16 protein-coding genes are annotated in these 19,229 nt (G+C 55.4%); 11 read left to right on the forward strand and 5 right to left on the reverse strand.

Annotated elements, in window-relative coordinates; all coding sequences use genetic code 11:
* The first annotated feature begins 108 nt into the window (after positions 1–108).
* A complete protein-coding gene (locus KF784_11630; GenBank protein MBX3119708.1) occupies positions 109–393 on the forward strand; it encodes a hypothetical protein in 285 nt (94 codons plus the stop codon).
* 136 nt (positions 394–529) lie between these two features.
* Here the strand turns inward: KF784_11630 and KF784_11635 are convergent, their stop codons facing one another.
* Positions 530–1,144 carry a hypothetical protein gene (locus KF784_11635; protein MBX3119709.1) on the reverse strand — a complete coding sequence of 205 codons (615 nt, stop codon included), beginning with the start codon at positions 1,142–1,144 and terminating at the stop codon, positions 530–532.
* Positions 1,145–1,361: 217 nt separating this feature from the next.
* Between KF784_11635 and KF784_11640 the strand changes: the two genes are divergently transcribed.
* The gene (locus KF784_11640) at positions 1,362–2,492 is read left to right on the forward strand and encodes a TIM barrel protein (GenBank protein MBX3119710.1); all 1,131 of its coding nucleotides are present in this window, start codon (positions 1,362–1,364) and stop codon (positions 2,490–2,492) included.
* A 131-nt stretch (positions 2,493–2,623) separates the two neighbouring features.
* Here KF784_11640 and KF784_11645 read toward each other — a convergent pair whose 3' ends face one another.
* Positions 2,624–2,848 carry a hypothetical protein gene (locus KF784_11645; GenBank protein ID MBX3119711.1) on the reverse strand — a complete coding sequence of 75 codons (225 nt, stop codon included), beginning with the start codon at positions 2,846–2,848 and terminating at the stop codon, positions 2,624–2,626.
* Between the two features lie 163 nt (positions 2,849–3,011).
* Here KF784_11645 and KF784_11650 point away from each other — a divergent pair, with 163 nt between their 5' ends.
* The 4 genes from KF784_11650 to KF784_11665 all read left to right on the forward strand — a co-directional run bounded on the left by KF784_11650 (position 3,012) and on the right by KF784_11665 (position 6,361).
* On the forward strand, positions 3,012–3,230 hold the full coding sequence (locus KF784_11650; protein ID MBX3119712.1) for a DUF433 domain-containing protein: 219 nt from the start codon (positions 3,012–3,014) through the stop codon (positions 3,228–3,230).
* A 90-nt stretch (positions 3,231–3,320) separates the two neighbouring features.
* Positions 3,321–3,890: a GNAT family N-acetyltransferase gene (locus tag KF784_11655; protein MBX3119713.1), complete on the forward strand. Its 570-nt coding sequence runs from the start codon at positions 3,321–3,323 to the stop codon at positions 3,888–3,890.
* A gap of 32 nt (positions 3,891–3,922) precedes the next feature.
* Positions 3,923–4,255 carry a hypothetical protein gene (locus tag KF784_11660; GenBank protein MBX3119714.1) on the forward strand — a complete coding sequence of 111 codons (333 nt, stop codon included), beginning with the start codon at positions 3,923–3,925 and terminating at the stop codon, positions 4,253–4,255.
* A gap of 183 nt (positions 4,256–4,438) precedes the next feature.
* Complete coding sequence (locus tag KF784_11665; protein MBX3119715.1) at positions 4,439–6,361, forward strand: GAF domain-containing protein; 1,923 nt, start codon at positions 4,439–4,441, stop codon at positions 6,359–6,361.
* 29 nt (positions 6,362–6,390) lie between these two features.
* Here KF784_11665 and KF784_11670 read toward each other — a convergent pair whose 3' ends face one another.
* Positions 6,391–7,917, reverse strand: a complete 1,527-nt coding sequence (locus KF784_11670; protein ID MBX3119716.1) for an alkaline phosphatase — start codon at positions 7,915–7,917, stop codon at positions 6,391–6,393.
* 193 nt (positions 7,918–8,110) lie between these two features.
* Between KF784_11670 and KF784_11675 the strand changes: the two genes are divergently transcribed.
* Positions 8,111–11,101 carry a hypothetical protein gene (locus KF784_11675; protein ID MBX3119717.1) on the forward strand — a complete coding sequence of 997 codons (2,991 nt, stop codon included), beginning with the start codon at positions 8,111–8,113 and terminating at the stop codon, positions 11,099–11,101.
* A gap of 108 nt (positions 11,102–11,209) precedes the next feature.
* On the opposite strand, the gene KF784_11680 is transcribed toward KF784_11675, so the two are convergent.
* The gene (locus KF784_11680; GenBank protein MBX3119718.1) at positions 11,210–12,376 is read right to left on the reverse strand and encodes a TlpA family protein disulfide reductase; all 1,167 of its coding nucleotides are present in this window, start codon (positions 12,374–12,376) and stop codon (positions 11,210–11,212) included.
* 113 nt (positions 12,377–12,489) lie between these two features.
* On the opposite strand from KF784_11680, the gene KF784_11685 reads away from it, so the two are divergent.
* The 4 genes from KF784_11685 (at position 12,490) to KF784_11700 (ending at position 16,747) form a co-directional block, all read left to right on the forward strand.
* Complete coding sequence (locus KF784_11685; protein ID MBX3119719.1) at positions 12,490–13,611, forward strand: Gfo/Idh/MocA family oxidoreductase; 1,122 nt, start codon at positions 12,490–12,492, stop codon at positions 13,609–13,611.
* 241 nt (positions 13,612–13,852) lie between these two features.
* The gene (locus tag KF784_11690) at positions 13,853–14,296 is read left to right on the forward strand and encodes a DUF559 domain-containing protein (protein MBX3119720.1); all 444 of its coding nucleotides are present in this window, start codon (positions 13,853–13,855) and stop codon (positions 14,294–14,296) included.
* Between the two features lie 216 nt (positions 14,297–14,512).
* On the forward strand, positions 14,513–15,493 hold the full coding sequence (locus KF784_11695; protein ID MBX3119721.1) for a hypothetical protein: 981 nt from the start codon (positions 14,513–14,515) through the stop codon (positions 15,491–15,493).
* A gap of 198 nt (positions 15,494–15,691) precedes the next feature.
* Positions 15,692–16,747: a hypothetical protein gene (locus tag KF784_11700; GenBank protein ID MBX3119722.1), complete on the forward strand. Its 1,056-nt coding sequence runs from the start codon at positions 15,692–15,694 to the stop codon at positions 16,745–16,747.
* A gap of 10 nt (positions 16,748–16,757) precedes the next feature.
* On the opposite strand, the gene KF784_11705 is transcribed toward KF784_11700, so the two are convergent.
* Positions 16,758–18,998 (reverse strand): family 20 glycosylhydrolase, encoded by a 2,241-nt coding sequence (locus KF784_11705; protein MBX3119723.1) that lies wholly within the window; start codon positions 18,996–18,998, stop codon positions 16,758–16,760.
* Positions 18,999–19,229 lie beyond the last annotated feature (231 nt).

The raw sequence follows: 19,229 nt of genomic DNA on the forward strand, positions 1-19,229 counted from the left end.
CCCCCCCCCCCCCCCCCCGTATTTCCACCGTGTTTTTTGCAAGATGCAGATTTCGGAATGGATCTTGTCTGAAAGAAAAACGTTCGTAATTCTAAGGACTGCCCTCCCATGATTCACGCATTTATCGCATTAGTTTCTATACAGTCGGCGGACGTGACCTACAAAGTCATGGACGTCGAGACGCGCACCGTTCGTGTCGCCCGATACGGTACGCAACGTTCCGACACTCTCACGCTTGAGCGAAATGGTCAGACGATTACGATCAAGCTAACGAACATGACTGAGCGCTTTCAGGGTCGCCGAAACACCTTCTCCGTGGGGGATTCGGTGAGCTATGATCGAGAGCTCAAGAGCGGTATGGTGATTGACCGCAATTCGCTTCGCAAGAGTTAGCGGTTAGCAAAGCGCTAACAGCAGACAGTTATCGGCGATCTTTGCAATTCGTCGCTGGTGACTGCAAAAAATAGAAGAGGCTGATGGAGATTCCGTCAGCCTCTTTGTTTTGGTGAGATCGGATTTCTGATTGAAGTTAGAACCTAAATCCGTATCCAACCCAAACAACGTATTGCGCCTTCGCGCCCTTTAGATTAGGCTGTCCGTAGCTAGCGGTGAACGAGAATCCTTCAGGCAAGAACTTGATCGGGCCACTAACTCCGACCCATGACGAGCCATCACGCCCGGTGACGTGGTCCGCCATGATCGAATAGTCCTTGAAGATCGGGAAATCGACACCGAACATTCCGCGGCTATCGCCATCTTGCATCCACCCGAGATGGATGTTCGCGCAGCCTACGTCGGCGCGGCCCACAAGATAGGATTGCGAGTAGGGCTTGCTGACGGCCATGTATCCACCAGAGAGGGCATATTTGCCGTTGTCTGAATCGAAAAGTTTAATCTTCATGTGAAGGCTGGTGCCGCCGTCGAAATCGTTCTCCCAGCCACATTCCACGCGATCGGCAAAGCCAAAGTTTCCAGCGTTGAAGCTTGGCCAGCGCCTGATGCCGCGCTCTCCGGTGGCAAACCATTCGAGGGAGCACTCTCGATGCCCGAGCATATCGGCAATGGGCATCAGGTTCAGCCCTGTGGGACCCGCAAGGGTCGATGAGGCAGCACACATCAGTCCGCCTAAAACAAAGAATCTCATCCGCATTTGTGTTCTCCAGCTAAGGGCGCACCCTTGAGTGCGGATTTCAACTACGGCCTGCCCCAGCTTCGCCAAGCCCGAGACACGACAAATCATCCGCTTCTTGCTAAGTCATAGATTCCATGTCAGGAGCCGGGGTCTCCAGGTATTTCTTGCAGGTGAAGCAGTCACCGAGAATTCTTCGTGGGCTCGGGGCAATAATGGGTTGGGAGATTCAATGAACTTATCGAACGAAAAGCTGACACTGTTAGGATCGAAATACTCTGGCTATTTGGAGGGTTCGCTTGTCGATGACCTGATGTCGGACTTCGGTATCAACTTCGCGGCGGGGCATTGGTGTGCGGGGGAGTTCTTCGACCGCTTTTGCACTGTCGGCTACAACAGCAACGACCCCAGTTTCGTCGATGGTATTGTTCATCAGATTGAGCGGGTGGCCAAGGCCAGTATCAAGGGAATTGAGTTTCACGAAGTCGTGTTTTTGGATAAGGCGGGGCAGCCGGATCGAGCCCAAATCGACGCGGTTCGGGGGGCGCTGACGAAGTATGGCGTGGTCCCTACGAACATGAACATGAACACCTGGACGAACCCGAAATTTAAGTTCGGGGGCGTCACCCACCCCGATGCCGGCATTCGCAAAGAGGCTTTGGCGCAGATCCACACGGGCGTCGAATTGGCGAAAGAGATTGGCTGTGTGAGTTGCAATCTTTGGCCAGGATCGGACGGTTGGGATTACCACTTTGAGGTGGATTACGGTCAGCGGCTGCGGTGGTACATCGATGCGAATACCGAGATCGCCGAGCATTGCGACCGCCTTGGGCTGAAGTTCGGCAACGAATCCAAGCAGAAGGAGCCCCGCGAGGGCAACATGATCATCAATACCGTCGCCAAGGCGGCCTGTGTGGCGGTCGAAGTGAACCGCAACCTTGGCAAGACGGTGATGGGTGTGGTGATCGACTACGGGCACGAGCAGATGGTTGGCAACACCCCTGCCGATTCGCTTTATCTGCTCAAGACTCTTAATGTCCCCATCGCCAACTTTCACATCAACGGTGCAAAGTTCAACAGCAACGACGAGGACCGTATTGCGGGCACCGACGATATTTGGCGGCTCGTGGAGTTCTGCTATGCCGCCATCGACACCGGATACGACGGCTGGTTTGGAGAGGATCAGTTCACGTATCGGACCGAGCAAGTGGAGTCGATGATCCTCTCACGCGAGTTCTTTGCGAACTGTATGAAGAAGGCGTTGATGATCTATGCAAAGCGGCCGGACTTGGTTGCCGCACAGAACACGGGCGACGCGGGCCGGGTGATCCAGGTTGTGAAGAAGATTATCTATAACGGGTGAGTCGTGAGTCGTGAGTAGTGAGTCGGGAGTGGTGCTTGAGACTGTACGGCGATCATTCTTGAATGCGGGCAAGGCAAAACGCTCGTTCAGTTCAGATAACGGTCAGTACCCTTACAAAGTGAAGCAGAGCTCTAATCCCAGAGCCTCGCTGAGCCGTCACGCGGTCCCATTTCATTCCAGCTGCGGTCATCGATGTATTTCCAAACGATGATAGCGATTCCAGGGATCGTGACGAGAAGCAACCAGGGCGAGACAAGGAAACTGAGCAAGAGGGCGACAACGATGAGCCCGATACCCATTTCGTATCGGCCTGTTCCGAGCCAACAAAGGAATTCAAAGAAGGCGAAAATCTCCACGCTTAAGCAACTTCTACGCAGGTTCGGAGCTCGGGTTGCGTGGACCCGTCTAAGGGTTGATGCAGGGATCACTTGACTCGAATTGAACCCAGACGCTGCCTTTCCTGACCTCTGTCCCAAGTTTTTGGTCGCACATTTAGGAAGACCGTCGTATACTGTGTGCATGGCTTCGCCCGTAAAGATTGATCCGGAGATTCTCGCAGGTACCCCGGTCTTCTGGGACACGAAGGTACCGGTTCAAGCGTTGCTTGCCTATATTGAAGGTGGGGAAACGCTGGATGAGTTTTTGGTGGACTTCCCGTCGGTTAGCCGTGAAACGGCGATCACGTTTTTAGAATCCGCCAAAGCAGCGCTCGTCGAGAAGAGCTTGCAACTGGCTTGATTTTCTGTTACCTGTCTGTTCCTTGTGATATCTGAAGTCGGATATCCCAGTCTCCGGTAACAACTGCCACGGGGCTTTACCTATTTTCCTATGATCATTGCTGAAACGCACCGTCTTATCATTCGGCCCTGGACGCTTGACGATACTGCTGATGCTTATGAGGTGTACCGGCATGATGAGGTTACTCGCTGGCTCAACGCACAACCTATGGCAAGCATCGAAGCTCAGCGAGAGGCTTTGCAAACTCGGATTCACCTGTTTAAGGAGACCTACAACTGGGAATACGGCTTCTATGCCCTTGAATTGAAGAGCACTCAGAGGGTGATCGGCGCGGCGATCTTGAAGCCCTTGCCCGACGATGAGCGGGTCGAAATAGGGTGGCATCTCGGCCCCGAGCACTGGGGCAAAGGCTACGCTACGGAATCGGCGCGGGCGCTGCTTGCGTATGGTTTCGTGAAGCGAGACCTCAAAACAATCTACGCGATCACTCTTCCCGAGAATACACGCTCGCAAGCGGTTTGTCGGCGACTGGGAATGGAGGACATCGGACTCACCGAACGTTATCACGGTCTGGTGTTGAAGCTCTATTCTCTAACGCGGGAAGATTGGGATGCGGATACGCGGTCAAGCCTGCCGAACGAATTTTATCAGCCCATGTAGGGCGATGGGAATCTATGCCGCACATTCACCTTATGACCAGCGCGAACCTTGTGGAGAACGTCGATGTACCAGATATTCTGCGGTATCTCGTTGAAACGTTGTGTGGGCAGGACACGATTCAATCGGCCTCGGTCAAGGCTTATCACAGCATGTTTACCGCTTGGGAGATGGGTGAAGGAGCCGCGCATGGCTTCGCCCATTGTCAGGTCAGCATCTTGGCGGGGAGACCAGAGTCGACAAAAACTGCGATTGCAGACGCGATGTGGGCCACGCTTCGGGACGCGTTTGCACACTCGGTTGAAGGGCAAGAGGCCAACCTAACGCTTGAGGTTAGGGAGATGGAGATGCGAACATATCGGAAGTGAGCGACAGGTTGTGAGTGGTGAGTCGCTAGGCACGATTGCATGGTCTGAAATCGCTCTCAACCTCTTTCAGGAATCTTCAGAGATCGCATCACTTGATCCCAGTTCATCACCCATCGCGAAACACGACTCACTCCCATCAACTTTCCCCTAATTTTTACGGGCACATAACCGAAACCTAAAGTGATGGTCGAGCTTTTGTGTCGCCTGCTGGGAGCGTGGTTTCTCGCTGGCTTGTCTTATGCGTACGAAGTACCTCCTTTCGAGGGCGCTTGGAAGACGCTATTGTTCTTCGGCGCGTATTCGATTTTCGGGTATCTGCTTGAGCGTCGCAAGTTCAAAAACGCAGGCGTAGCCGGGATTTTCGCCGTTGCCGATGCCTTCTGCATAGCGCATCTTCTTGGCGTTGCCGGATACCTCGATCAGGCCGGCTTTCTCGTTTTAGCTCCACTTGTTTATGCGGCGGCTAAGTACGGCTCGCTTCCCACCGCAATGGCGCCGCTTTGTGCGGGCAGCCTGCTGCTGATGGACAACATTTTTCGCAACGCAAAAGCCCCCACTCCCATGCTGCTTGTGCAGGTGATTGGTGTGATGGCGGTCGGGGTGATGGCGAATCATCGGCGGATCATCGTTACGACGACCCGGCAGCTTATCCAAGAGGAGATTCAGCCACTTGCCGGAATTGAGCCTGAAGCGTACATGGAACTGCGCGAAAGCTTCCGGAAGCTACGCGATCTCTATCGTGATCTTGAGTTTAAGAGCCGCCGTGACCGACTTTCGATGCAGCTCTTTGAGGCTTCGCTTGGCGAAGGCGAGAATTTCTTCCGCAATCTTTCTGCCCAGATTCAAGAGACGACCGGGGCTGAGAGCGCGAACATCTATACACTGGCCCAGTTTGCAAACCACCTCGTCGTTCAGGCCTCTGCTGGAGAGGTTCCTGCGACTCTGCAAGATGCCTCGCTTAACGTCAACCTCAAGCAGGCTCCCTCCTCGATTCTCGCCGATGCTGAAGAGGCTCTCTCGGCGATCTCGGAGGAGAACCGCTCCACGTTTGCAAATGTTTTGCTTCGTGATAGCGGACGTGTGATCGGCATGCTCACTCTACGGCACTCCAATGCAGCGCAGCTCGATGAAGCACGGGTTATTGGCAGCGAGATTGAGGCTATCACAGTTAGGCTCATCAAGGACGAACAGGAGCGGCAGGTTGTACGGCGGCGAGTCAAGCAGGCCGAGCTTTTGTACGATATTTCGATCACGGCTGCGGGGGCGGAGACAGCGAATAGCCTCGGTGCGCGCGTTCTGCGCGAGATGGCCCCGATGTTCGATGTCGATCACCTGGGAATCAGTTGGCTTGACGGTGAGGAGGCGATCTTGGCTGCTCAGCACGGAAAGCCTGCTCGTGTGCTGGACATTATGAGTTTTGCGGGAGGACCCGGACTAGCGGGATGGCTGAACACAGAGGCTCCTGAGTTGATCCTCTTTGATACCGGCGACGATGCACGCTGTTCTTCGAAAGAGGCGCTCAAGATGCGCATCGGCAGTTTTGCGCTGATCCCGATCTCCTTTGACGATAAACCCTATGGCTATCTCACCGCCGCGACTCATCGCGTTGGGGGAGTGGACATTAAAGAGGTTGAGTCCTTGCGGATGATCGCAGCAGAGATGGGCCAAGCGCTTGCTCGACTCCTACAGCTTGAGTCGGGCGCTACTGGTATGGCGACACCCGGCGAGTTTCAGCGAATTGTTGCAGCTTCGGGGAACGGTTGCATGGTTTATTTGCAGCCGTTGAAAGTCGAGCAGATGATCGAAACCTTCGGCAAGCCGATGTTTGAGAACGCTCTGCGCACCTATGCACGACGATTGCGAGCGAAGCTCCCTATTGGTGGAGCGGCTTGTCGGCGGGCCGAGGGTGACTTTGTTGTCTTTCTGCGTGACGTGGACGACAAGGCGGCGCGAAGCTGGGCAAATGAAGTGGCGGCAATGGCCTCTTTTATCGGTATCACGCTTCCCGATCATAAAACGCGCGTTCCGCTTGCGATGCGCAGTAAGGTTGCGTTGATCGGTTCGGTGGCAGCGACAACGGACGAATCGGAGCAGTTGATCGCCTAGCGGTCAATGTTCATTCCACGCCTCATCCCTTAAAGGTGATAGCCGGATTCCTCTTCGTCATCGGAAGCGTAAAGCTCAATCCACTCTTCGGGAATCTTGGAGCCGCCTTTTTCCCGAGCCTTCATTGCTTCTTCAAAGGTCATCTGACGGGGGTTCTCCCACTTCAAATCCTTGGAAGCCAGCATATAGTTGAAGTAATCGACATTGTCGCACAGTCCAGCAAACTGCTCCATTCCCGGGCCGTAGGCCGTTGTGATGACGTACTCATTGGTGTGGTTTAGGCAGGTCCACCCGGTCTTTGAGTAGTTTCCGATGACCATTCCCAGTGTTGCGTTCAATCCCCGCATGAAGATTGACCCCCCGAAGGGGGATTTGCCGTCGGTGGCGTCTGCGATCAACTGTGCGTCCTCGGTCGACATTTTCAGACCGAGCTTGCTTTCCATAACATCCTTTACATGCGATGCCTTTGCTTTTGAGCCGAGGGCGGAGCTGAGGGGGCCGTAGCTGCACTTCATGCCAAGCAGGGTACGAAGACCGCCAGTGGAATCGAAGTATTCGTCGCCCGAGCCGTTAAGGTTTATTCCGCCAGTCGCGTGGTCAGCGGTGATGACGACCAGTGTTTCGCCGTCGGCCTGAGCGAATTCTATAGCGACCTTGACGGCTTCTTCAAAGGCGAGTTGATCATAGATCGCACCGGCGAGATCGTTTCCGTGGCACGCATGGTCGATGCGTGCCCCTTCGATCTGAAGCAGAAATCCGTTTGAGCCCCCCTTCAGATTGTCGATGGCGGTCATTGCCATTTCAGCAAGGGTGGGTGTGACGCGGGATATCTCTTCGCTGTTCATGGCATCCACCGAGTACGGGACATGACTGTCGTTAAAGATTCCGAGAATCTTGCCTGCTTTTAGACCCTTAAGCTCGTCGCTTGTCTTGACCACCTTATAGCCCGCAGATGCGTACTTGGCGTACAGGTCCATCTTGTCCTTTCGTTTGGCGGGGTTGAAGAACTTGTCGCCGCCGCCCATGAGAACGTCCAGCTTATTGTCAAGATACAGCTCAGCAATCTTCCCTTCGAGCCCTCGGCTTTCGATGGCGACACCGAATCCAGCCGGAGTCGCGTGGGTGATTGTTGCTGTGGTGACTAAGCCGGTGCGAACGCCTGCCTCGTGCATGATGTCGGCGATGGGTCGCAGCTTGGTGCCGTCCGGATACATGTTGACCTGGGCGTTCCAAATCCTCCTGCCCGACCCCCACGTGGAACTTGCCGCAGAGGAATCGGTGACCAGCGAGCTTAGCGAGCGGGTGTCTTGGAGGCCGTTGACGACGAAATCCTGGCGCATCAACCAGCTCCAATAGCTGGCGCTTCCGTTCATCATTTCCGAAAGTTGGGTTGCCATGGTTGGCACACTCGCAGCCATGCCGTCGGAAACGCAAAAGATGATGTTCTTGGCCTTTTTGCCGGGCCTCTGTGCATGGGCAAGTTTTGGGATGCCTAGGAGGCTTCCGGCGAATCCGGCAGAACCAGCAGCGAGCAGATTTCGGCGTGAAAGTTTCATGGCGTCGCTTTCATTTTACGCTCCTCTGACGCTCTTAAACCGGTGTTAACGAAGTCTTAGCAGAAGTCATGACTTGGCAGACCGTGCCGTTTCGTTACAGGGTTTGATCTTTCGCTCGCTTTCGATTTGACGTCGGATTGAGCCTGCCGCAGGGGTAATCTGCCTGTCATTGACTATACAGTCGAGGCTAACCGTGACATCAAGATTCCCCAAACTTCCCTTTGCGCTCCTTTTGCTGATCTTCGCAACGTTATCGCTCGCTCAGCAAACGACTCGCCCCAAGCCACCTATGGATACTCGGGAGGAGATCTCCAAATTCTTCCCCTACCGCAAAGGTTCCAACACGGCCGAGCGTCTTGCAGGGTACGAGATTCGGATGAAGATGGAGAAAGACTCGTTCTTCTCCAAGTTGATGTGGCGCAACGTCGGGCCGGAGCATCAGAGCGGGCGCGTCCTCGCTATCGCAACACCGCTGAACAAACCGGACGACCTCTATGTAGCGTTCGCTACAGGCGGGTTGTGGCGAACCCGAGATTGGGGTATTAGCTGGGAATCGCTCTTCGATCAAGAGAGCAGCTTTGGTATCGGGCAAATTGCCCTGAGCGCCGATGGTCAGACGATTTGGGTGGGCACGGGAGAGCCCAATAGCCAGCGAACCAGCTATCAAGGCACGGGAGTCTTTAAGAGCACCGACAGCGGCAAGACTTGGCAGCACATGGGGCTTGCCGATACGAATCATATTGGCGCTGTGGTGATGGACCCGAAAAACCCGAACACGGTCTATGTCGCGGCTTTAGGACACCTTTACTCGGCTAACGATGATCGTGGGGTTTTCAAGACGACCGATGGTGGTAAGACTTGGCAGCACGTCCTCAAGATCAACGATTTGACGGGCGTTGCTGAGCTTGTGATGGACCCCACCAATTCAAATGTGCTGTACGCATCGGGATGGGAGCGCGAGCGTCGGGCGTGGGACTTCCGTGATTCTGGCCCGGGCACGGCAGTTTTTAAGTCGGTGGATGCGGGCAAGACCTGGACGAAGCTCACGAACGGCCTTCCGAGTGGTGACCTTGGGCGTATCGGGCTTGCCGTGGCGAAGTCAAAGCCCAACGTCCTTTATGCGTTTGTTGACAACTGGAATGCCGACCCTGACTCGATCTACGAGGACGAATATACGCCCTCGGGCCAGCTGACCCCACGTCGATTTATGCTGCTCGACAAGGATAAGTTTGTGGCTGTCGAAAAGGCCACGATGACGGGATTCTTGCGCAGCACCATGCCGGCAGGAACCGATATCGACAAGGTTATCGCCGATGTCGGCAGTGGGAAGATGACGCTGAGCGATGTGATGGCGGCGATGGAGAAGAGGAACCCCGAGATCTTCACACTGGAGCGCGTCACCCATGAGATTTATCGCTCGGATGACTCGGGCAAGACCTGGAAGCGGACGCACGGATATAAGTTTGGCAATCACGGCGGATACTACTGGGGCAAGATTCGAGTAAATCCGAACGACGAAAATGACCTTGTGACGATGGGCGTGAGCCTGCTTCGATCACGCGATGGCGGCAAGTCGTGGGAGCGGACTGGCTTTGGCCTCCATGCCGACCATCATGAGTTTTTCTATGATCCAAAGGTCAAAGGAAGGCTGCTCTCTGGCAACGACGGTGGTCCCTACATCTCGGGCGATGACGGCAAAACTTGGCGACATCTGAATAACCTCCCGGTTGGGCAGACGACCACGTTAGCCGTGGACATGAAGACCCCTTACAACATCTACGTGGGCCTACAGGACAACGGCACGATCGTTGGGCCGAGCAACTCCCCGATCGGGCGAGGCTCGACAAGCCCGTGGAAGTCCATCGGAGGTGGAGACGGAAGTTGGGTTGCAGTTGATCCCCGTGATAATGGGGACGTCGTTTACATCGCGTCGCAGTTTGGATTTCACTCGCGGCTAAATCAGGCCACGGGCGAGCGTGCTTCGGTGACTCCGCCCGACCGTCCCGGCGAATCTGAGAACCGCTTTAACTGGATATCTCCACTCATCATCTCTTCGTTCCACCCGGACATCCTTTACTGTGGAGCACAGCGTGTTTATCGCTCATTTGACCAGGGCAGAACTTGGTCGCCGATCAGCGCCGATCTCACGAAGAACCGGCCTGTGGGCGATGTTCCGCACTCCACGATCAAAACGCTGGCCGAGAGTCCGCTGCGATTTGGGCTCCTTTATGCGGGGACCGACGACGGCAAGGTGATGATGACGCCGGATGGCGGCCTCACCTGGCGAGACATTTCGACTCCAGAAAACGACAAGTGGGTGTCACGCGTGGTGGCTTCGAAGTGGGATGTGAACACGGTTTACGTGACCCAGTCGGGCTATCGAGACGACGATTACAAGGCGTATATCTGGAAGTCCACGGATCAAGGCAAGACTTGGACGTCCATCGTCGGCGATCTTCCGGAAGGGTTTATCGAATCTATGTGTGAGGACCCGGTTCGGAAAGAGATGCTGTATGTCGCTGCTCTGAACGGGGTCTGGGTCTCGTTCAACGGTGGAAGGAATTGGGAGCCCCTAATGGCGGGCATTCCGCACATCGCAATTCATGATGTGTTGGTACACCTTCGCGATATGGATATCGTCGCGGCGAGTCACGGACGAAGCGTCTTTGTGATGAGCGCGAGGCCGCTGCAGATGCTAACGGATGAGATACGGGCCAAGGCTCTCCACGTTTGGACCGCCCCCGATATGCCGTACTCATCACGCTGGCCTTATCAGCAGCGTCCGAACTGGGACGCAAGCCCGCCCAATGAACCCACGGCGAGCGGTTGGTTTTGGTCGAAGACAGCCGGGCAAGCGTCAATCATCGTCAAGGATAAGGATGGCAAGACAGTCAAAACGGTCGAGTTTAATGCCGTGAAAGGGATGCAGCAGTGGGAGGTCTCGATGCTGCTTGATCCGGCAGGTGACAAATCGAAGGTAGACGTCAAGAATCGGAAGGTAACCACGGCCGAGGAAGCTCTTGCCGACCCATTGGCGGGCCTCCGTGCAAAGTACATCCAACCGGGTGAGTACACGCTTGAACTGACGGTTGGCGGGCAGAAGGCAACAACGGCCTGGAAGGTTGTCGTCCCTCAGCAGCCACAGGGTCCGGGTGGCAGAAGGCGTGGCGATGGAGATGGGTAGAAGCGGACAGCTTGGAGCCCGATGTTGGTATTTGGGAACTGAGGGCAGGGTCAAAAAGCCGCCAACCCTGGATAGGGTTGGCGGCTTTGTTTTTGATCGTTGTGTAGCTTACTTGCCGCCTTTGCTCTTGTTCAGGAGGGCTGTTCCAACGGTATCCACAATCTGTGGGCCGCGAAGCTTCGAGTGATCGGCGAGAATCTCGCCAGTGTCTCCATCGACGAGCAGCACGAACGGAATACCTTCCACGCCGTAACGCTTCACGAGGGAGACATCCCAGAACTTGCCTTCGTAAATCTGAGCCCAAGGCATGTTGCGCTCTTTGGTGAAGGCGTTGACCTTGTCCTTCATGTTTGCCTGATCCAGGCTGATGCCTAAAATCTCGAAGCCCTTGTCGTGATGGGTTTCGTAAGCCTTAATCACGTTCGGGAGTTCGGCGATACACGGTCCGCACCAGGTTGCCCAGAAGTCGAGAAGGACGACCTTGCCCTTGTAGCTCTTGGGGAAGCTGATCTTTTCGCCGTTGATTGTCTCTGCATCAAACGGGACAACCTTCTGGCCAACGCTGAGGTTTGGCGGGAGCGGAATCTCCTCAACTTGCTTTTCGCTTGCGCCTACGCTCAGTTTGCCTCCGGAATAGCTAATGACGTAGCTCTTGCCTTCAAAGTTAAATGGAGAGCCGACGACCACCGATTCCGAGCGTCCTTCGCTCTTGCCGTTGGCGTTGCGGTCGACCCACATGCGAGCCTTATCGCCAGGGAATCCGGCCATAGCGACGTTGTACGTCTTTCCACCGATGGTGGCTTTCCCTGAGTATCCAAAGTCCCCGTAGTAAAGAACAGTGTTCTTTAGGGCTGCACGGCCCGGATCGTTCTTGTCGAATCTGTACATTGAAACCGCGGCATCTTGACCATCAATTTTCACCGTGGCTGAGCCGAAGTACATGGTCGATTCGCCCTGCTTGCGAGCGTCCCATTTTGCGGGTGTGTCGTTGGTGAAATCGCCGTCGGCGTTCGAGTCGACGAAGAGGGCCTGACTGCCGTCGGCTTTCTCGTCAAGAACGAAAGCAAAGCTCTTTTCGCCGAAGACAAACGTTCCGTACATCGGAGAGCTCAGTGAACTCGGGGCCTTTTTGACACCGGTTGCTTCGGATTTCATCTCGGCTCGGACGGGTACATATCCGCCCATCTTCGCGGTCATACCGGAAGACACAAAGCTTAAGTTAAAGTCGTCGGCTAATCCAGCGCCGACCATGCTGAGGAGAAGAGTTGTAATCATAGATTGACCCCTAAGGTTTGGTTTACGTCTCAAGCGGACACGAAATCAGCCGTTCCGCGCTTCTTAGCGCAGAATACCGCGTTGGCGCTGAAGGTTCCGCCAAAATGGCATTGATGCACCCTGACACACTCCCTACCGGACACCCCACCGTTGGCGAACGACGATCCTATGGCACCCTTCCCGAATCCGAACGGTTTGGGATCGGCGTTTTGGGCTTGCATGAAGGCCACACAATGCTAGTTGCCCTTCGCGCAAGTGGGTTGTGCAAAGCCGTCGCCGGGTGTGACTTATCGCCGGGGAAGCGTGGAGCGGCGCTGGGGGCTGCACCAGAGATTCGGATTTTCGACGATTACGACGCGATGCTGAAAATGCCGGAGGTCAAGATCGTGGCGATCTACACACCCGACCATCTCCACGCCGAACATATTGAAAAGGCGTTTCGGGCCGGAAAGCATGTGATCTGCACGAAACCGCTCATCAACGACTTCGCCTCCGCGCCAGCTTTGAAGAAGGTCGCCGAGGAGACCGGGATGCGGCTGCAGGTGGGGCAGTCCACCCGGTTTTACGAGCCGATGCAGCGGCAGAGGGAGCTTTTTGAAGCGGGGCATTTTGGGGAGGTTGAGGTGCTGGACGCGCACTACAACCACCGGATGGATTGGTGGTACGAAAAGAGTCCATGGACGGTGGACAACACCCACTGGGCATACCTGGGAATGAGCCATCCGCTGGACCTGATGCGCTGGTATCTGGGGCCGATCCGCGAGGTCCACGCCTTCGGCACCACTACCGAGCTTGGCAGGAAGTACGGCATGAAGACCCCCGACGCAATTGTGGTCAACCTGATCGCGGAGAATGGGAAGATCGGGCGGGTGCTGGGCAACTACGGCATTCATGAGCTGCCGACCGGGCGGTCGATGATCGAGTGTTGGCTGATGGGGTCTAAGGGTTCCTCCGTGGCGCGGTATCCCGATCTGCGGTTTACGTATCACGACGGTCGGGGCGTGGAGATTGAAGAGGATTATCACCACGCAATGGCGGGCTATTACTATCGGCACGAGCTGAAGGGGATGCACTTCGGCGAGTTCTGCAACTACGCCGACTACTTTGCGTCCTGCCTGCTCAGCGGCAAACCGAACTCCCCAGACTTGAGCGAGGGGCTGGAAACCCTGGCGTTGATGGCCGCGGTGGTGGAGAGTTTGGAGTCGGGGAAGAGTGTGGCGGTGGGAGGGAAGTGAGTCGGTTGACTTGATAGGTCAGATAGGACGAGTAAGACCTATAGGATTTATCCATATCTGGCCAAAACTGATCATTCTCTATCCGTTGGATGGCTCACCCTCCCCCTCGACGGGGGAGGGACGGGGTGGGGGTGGCACTTGCCCAAGCCGCTAACTACAAATGAGGTCCCCTTCCCCCTTGACGGGGGAAGGAAGGGATGGGGGTGGCAGACGCACAAGTCTCAGGTGCTAGATTAACGCCATGCCAAGAAAGCTTAAGCGTCTCGTCGAGTTCGCCCGCGACAACCGCGTCAGCGCAACCGACGCCGAGCGGCAACTTTGGCAATATCTGAAGGGCAAACAAATAGGCTTTCGCTTCCGCCAACAACACCCACTCGACGACGATTTCGTCGTCGACTTCTTCTGTCCAGAGGCTCGGATAGCGGTTGAGCTTGACGGCTCAGTTCATAACGGAGAGGAGGCCTCTGACGCATCGCGTCAGAGGAAGATCGAGGAGCTTGGAATCTTGGTCATTCGATTTAGGAATGAGGAGGTTTATGACAATGTTGAGGCGGTGGTTCGGAAGATAGTTGAGGTTTGCGAGAGCAGGCTTGGGTTGAGAAGTGCGCGGTATTTGCGGAAAGAAGAAGTGCCACCCCCACCCCGTCCCTCCCCCGTCGAGGGGGAGGGTGACTTCACTTCATAAATGTGAATAGAGAACATGTCTCCCCATCCTCAACCTTTTCCAACCTCTTCACTTGGTCGGAGCCACAGTCGAGGCGGAAGGAGACGCTTTCCGACGCTTTAGGAGGAATCTCCACAACCGCACAGAAATCAGCACAAGAGGTTAACTGCTGACGTGCATGCCATGTTGATACAATTCATAGCACTGATATGCTTTGCGCCAACAGATAGCCCCGAAATGCGAGCATACCGGGAGGCTATTCACGTCTTCGAATCCTCGCCGCTCAAGACGGTTCAGGATGAACGAGTGGCTTGGTTCCGGGCTCAGAAACCTTTGGGCCAAATGTTGCGCAAGTGGGTGCCAGGAAAGTCACCGGACCAGTCGATCAACAAGTGCCTGAACGCACTATCGTCACAATCCAAAGAGCAGGGGCTTATCTTTTGTAACACCTCCTGGCTCAATGTTCGAGAGGCGACCTCGGTTGTCAGGGTACAGCCTGAAAATCAGGATGTACTCCTAAACATCTCGTATTCCTCCAATTTAGATGAGAACAACAAGTACACACAAGCCATCTTGTACCTGCAACGGACCAAGGACGGATGGTCGGTTCAGCGGCTCTTAACTCAAAAGGGCGTCACTGATGAATTGCCGTGGCCGACCTCTGCTGTCCGCGTCGGTGACCAACTGCTTATTGGAACTGCCTCTTGGTGGATGAGCAACAGCCCCAAAGTCTCCGCTGAGCTGCTTCGCTTGACTCCTGGAGGTTGGCGATGCGAACAGCATCTCATGCCTAAGTTTGAATGCTGGCAGATTGATAGATTTTCAAAGAACGGGAAACTGTGGGAAAGATCGGTCAGCGGATACGCCTATCCCAAGAACGTATCCGTCGCCCATGTCGCGGCAAACATTGAGATGAAGGCGAGGTTCGTTTGGAAGCCTGGTGGAGTCGTACATGTCGTAGAAACTCGGATAGCAACCGCTTATGCCGCTTTCGACGATTTGATTGGGGCCGTGAAACGAGGAGATCGGGAGACAACGCGAAGGCTTTGCTCAACAAAGAAGCTTGCAGATCGAATCATGACGGTACGAAAAGACCTATCCGAGCATCCCAATGCTGGTCCAGCAGGTTCGACTTCGTTTACGCTTCACGATATCGGCCTTGAATGCCACTTTAAGAAAGTTGATGGTGTGTGGAAACTCTTCCGACTCACTCAGTAGCGGCATGGAGACTATTGAGAGCGGCTAATTTGAGGGTCAGGGGTAAGTGAGGTTTGCTGTCACTTTAACATTCGATTCACTTGGTTGGGACCATCATCACGCGGAATTGATGCGTCACTTATCTGTTGCAACTTTGTAATCTTGAGGGCGTAGGAAGGAATCCTCGGCTTCACCCAGAACACAGCATTACAGACTTCGATGTTGCCTCTTTTGTTATTATCAACGACCCCAATCAGCCCAGACACTGCTGTTCTGAAACAAGCCTATGCCCAAGCGCAGGAGTGTGACTGGGACTCAGAAGAGGGGCAACGAGCGGCTTGGAGGATCATCGGTGACAGTCTCGCTAAAATCACAATCAATTGGCCCATCAATAAGATGTCCAGCGTGACGATTTCCTCGCGGATAGATAGGCTAGTGAAGCAAGCAGATATGGAGGATCAATCTAACAGGATTGAAGAGAGCCTTCTGACAATGCCCTTTTGCACCCGCATCTCACCAAGAACCGTAAAGGACGGCATCGTGTGCCTTGTCGGTATCCGACGCCGCAATAGTTACGACGAGTTAGGAGCAATATTCTTCATTCGAAGGGAGCAGAGTGGCATGGTGGCTTCAATTCTCAAAACAGGCAATAGTGATTCGACATTGCCGGGACCAACTGCCGCTATCATGACTCAGAAAGGCCTTATCGTTACTGGGATGCAGCATTGGTACGGCAATCGTCCCTCGTCGGCAATAAGCGTCTTCCAACGCTGGCCTATGCGATGGGCTCGCACGCTGCATAGAGAGACCAGCTTTGAGAGTTGGAGAATTGATAAGCCAAGACGTGTCGCTGGAACGAAGTTTGCCTATGAGGCGATGGCCATAGGCAGAAAGTATCCGCGAAATGTAAGTACTAGTCACGCTAACGCTAATGTTGAAATGTGCGCAAGATTCTTTTTCGACGGAAACCACCTCTACATGCGCGAATGGCGAGGAGAAAACGCATGGGCCAAATTTGACGATCTTATTGGTGCCGTTGTGCGTGGAAGGAAGGGCGAAGTGCAGCGCATATGTCTTCGCAAGCGGGACGCTGAAGAACTCATGAAGTTTCGCGGTGAGCTTGAAGGGGGCCTGAACGCTTTTAACAGCGACAGTAATTGCAGCATAAGAGACTATGATTTTCTCTTGCCCGATATCCGTAAGCGCTTTCACTTCATCCGAAAGGACAGCGAATGGCGTCTCGCCAAACTTACCACTTACAAGCCACACCCGTGACGTAAAACTCCTATCCCCCAACAACAGCAACCTTCATCAAATCCGTCCTGCCCATGCCTGGGCCTTCCACAAACGCCGCGAGCCTTCGCGCCTCGCGCTGCTCAAAATAGCCAAGCTCCAGCCGGTACCAGCCTGGCAAAAGGTAGGCCTTGCCGGAGCGCTCCGTATACCCTTGCGCATAGTCGTTGTTCACCACGAGCGCGCCGTCGATCCAAAGCTTGCTGCCATCGTCCGATCCGGTCGTGAAGGTGTAAACGCCCTCCTGCTCGATCTTGATGAGGGCCTTATACTGCAGGGCGAACGAGGGCATATCTCGGTACGGCGTGAAGTCGAAAGTCGTCACATGAGACTCCTCAGCGGGCGTGAGTTTGGTGAAGTTGGGGGTCTTGTCAAATCGTTCGCCGGACGCGGGCATGAACCTGCGCAGCTTCATCCCGGGGAGAGCGTCGGTCGGCCCAACAAGCGAGACCGGCTTCATCGCCCTGACCACTACAGGCGTCTCCTGCATCTTGCCGTTGCGGAAGTATGCCGCCGAGACCGTGGTGTCTTCAGTGACGACGATCGGGCCGGTGTATCGGCGGCTGCGGCTCGTCGGTTCCGTGCCGTCGGTGGTGTAGCGCAGCTCGATGCCGGCGATTCTCGGCTCGGTGAGTTTGATTTCGGCTTTTTCTTTGAAGATGACGAGATTCGCGGCGGCGGCAGGCAGGCCCGCGTAGACGTTCACTTTGAGCTCGTCCAGACGGGGATAGTAACCGTCGAGCCGACCGCTGAAGTCTTCCCAGTTCCGGACGGCTTTCGGGCTCCAAAGCACCTCCGCCATCGCGAGCATTCGCGGGAAGATCATGTATTCCACGCGGGAAAAGTCGGGCATCCACTCGGTCCAGACGTTTGCCTGAGCGCCCAGCACGCGCTCGGCCTCCTCCCCAAAAAGCTCCGACGGCACCGGCTCGTAGCTGTAGACGTGCTGCGTCGACGTGCCCTCATAGCCGTAGTCGAAGTAGCAGTGGGACGTGGGCGACATCACCACGTCGTGCCCCGACTTGGCGGCTTCGATGCCTCCCGCCACGCCGCGCCAAGACATGACCTGCGCATTGGGTGCCAGCCCTCCTTCTAAGATTTCGTCCCAACCCATCAGCACACGACCCTTGGAGTTCAGATACTTCTCGACGCGCTTGACGAAGTAGCTCTGCAGCTCGTGTTCGTCCTTCAGCCCTTCGTCGGCCTTGCGCTTCTGGCAGTCGGGGCAGCGCGACCAGTAGAACTTATCAACCTCGTCCCCACCGATGTGAATGACTTTCGAAGGGAAGAGCGCCATCGTCTCGTCCAGGATATCCTGCAAGAACTCGAACGTCCGCTCCTTCCCGGCGCAGTACGCCAGCGCGCGATAAGGCCGCTCGGGGGACTTGTCGATGGAGCAGGAGACTTCGGGATAGGCCGCCATCGCGGGGAGGCAGTGCCCAGGCAGCTCGATCTCCGGCACGACCGTGATAAAGCGGTCGCCCGCATACTTCACGATCTCTTTGATCTGGTCCTGCGTGTAGAACCCGCCATAAAGCGGCTTGCCGGAGCCCTTCCCCGGAAACTCGATGTTGCCGTAGTTCCAGACCTCGCCTTCGCGCTTGGTCCGCCACGCGCCGATCTCGGTCAGCTTCGGGTACTTCTTCGACTCCATCCGCCAGCCTCCGTCGTCGATGAGGTGCCAGTGGAAGACGTTGAACTTGAATTCGGCGAGATAGTCGATGTACTTCTTGATCTCCTTGACGGTGAAGAAGTGCCGAGAGACGTCCAGATGCATGCCGCGCCATTTGAAACGGGGGCTGTCGGTGATGCTGAGCGCGGGAAGGTAAACGGATCGGCCCGACTTGCCGAAGAGCATTTGGCGCAGGGTTTGAGCGCCAAAGAAGACACCGGCGGGCTCCTTACCGACGATGGTGATATCGTTGGGGGTGATGTTCAGCGTGTAGCCCTCGTCTCCAAGGTTTGTCTGGGTGCTGTCGAGCTTCAGGCGTACGGTTGTGCGCGTTGACGAGCTGGCGATGCCGCGGTTGATCCGGCTGCCGATCACGCGGCTGAGGTCGTCGATCAGCTTGCTGGAGACTTGTCCAAGCGGCCTGTCGGCCTCGACCCGTGTGAGCTCGGTCAGGCGGAAGGAGCCTTCGCGCAAGGACATGGCGGCGGGCTTGGGGATGAGCGAACCAAGCTCGTTGGGAGTTTGGACGATCAGGGTGGAGGCGAGCAGCGCGGCAAGCATAGATTATCGTAGCATGGGAGGCGGTGATTCTTTGCGCATGAGCAGGAACGCTGAGGCGCAGAGTTTCAAAGACTGTCAGTCATTATCAGCGTTCGTTAGGGGCCAAGCCCCGCCGGGAAATCTCACAAAGAAGCAAAGAACCACAAAGTCACAAAGGGGGAATCTCTCACAGAGACGCAGAGAGCGCTACTTAGTATTTGCAAGAAACGAAGTCATTTTCAGACATTCGGA

This window comes from Fimbriimonadaceae bacterium (genome assembly GCA_019638775.1).
Taxonomy (GTDB): domain Bacteria; phylum Armatimonadota; class Fimbriimonadia; order Fimbriimonadales; family Fimbriimonadaceae; genus JAHBTD01.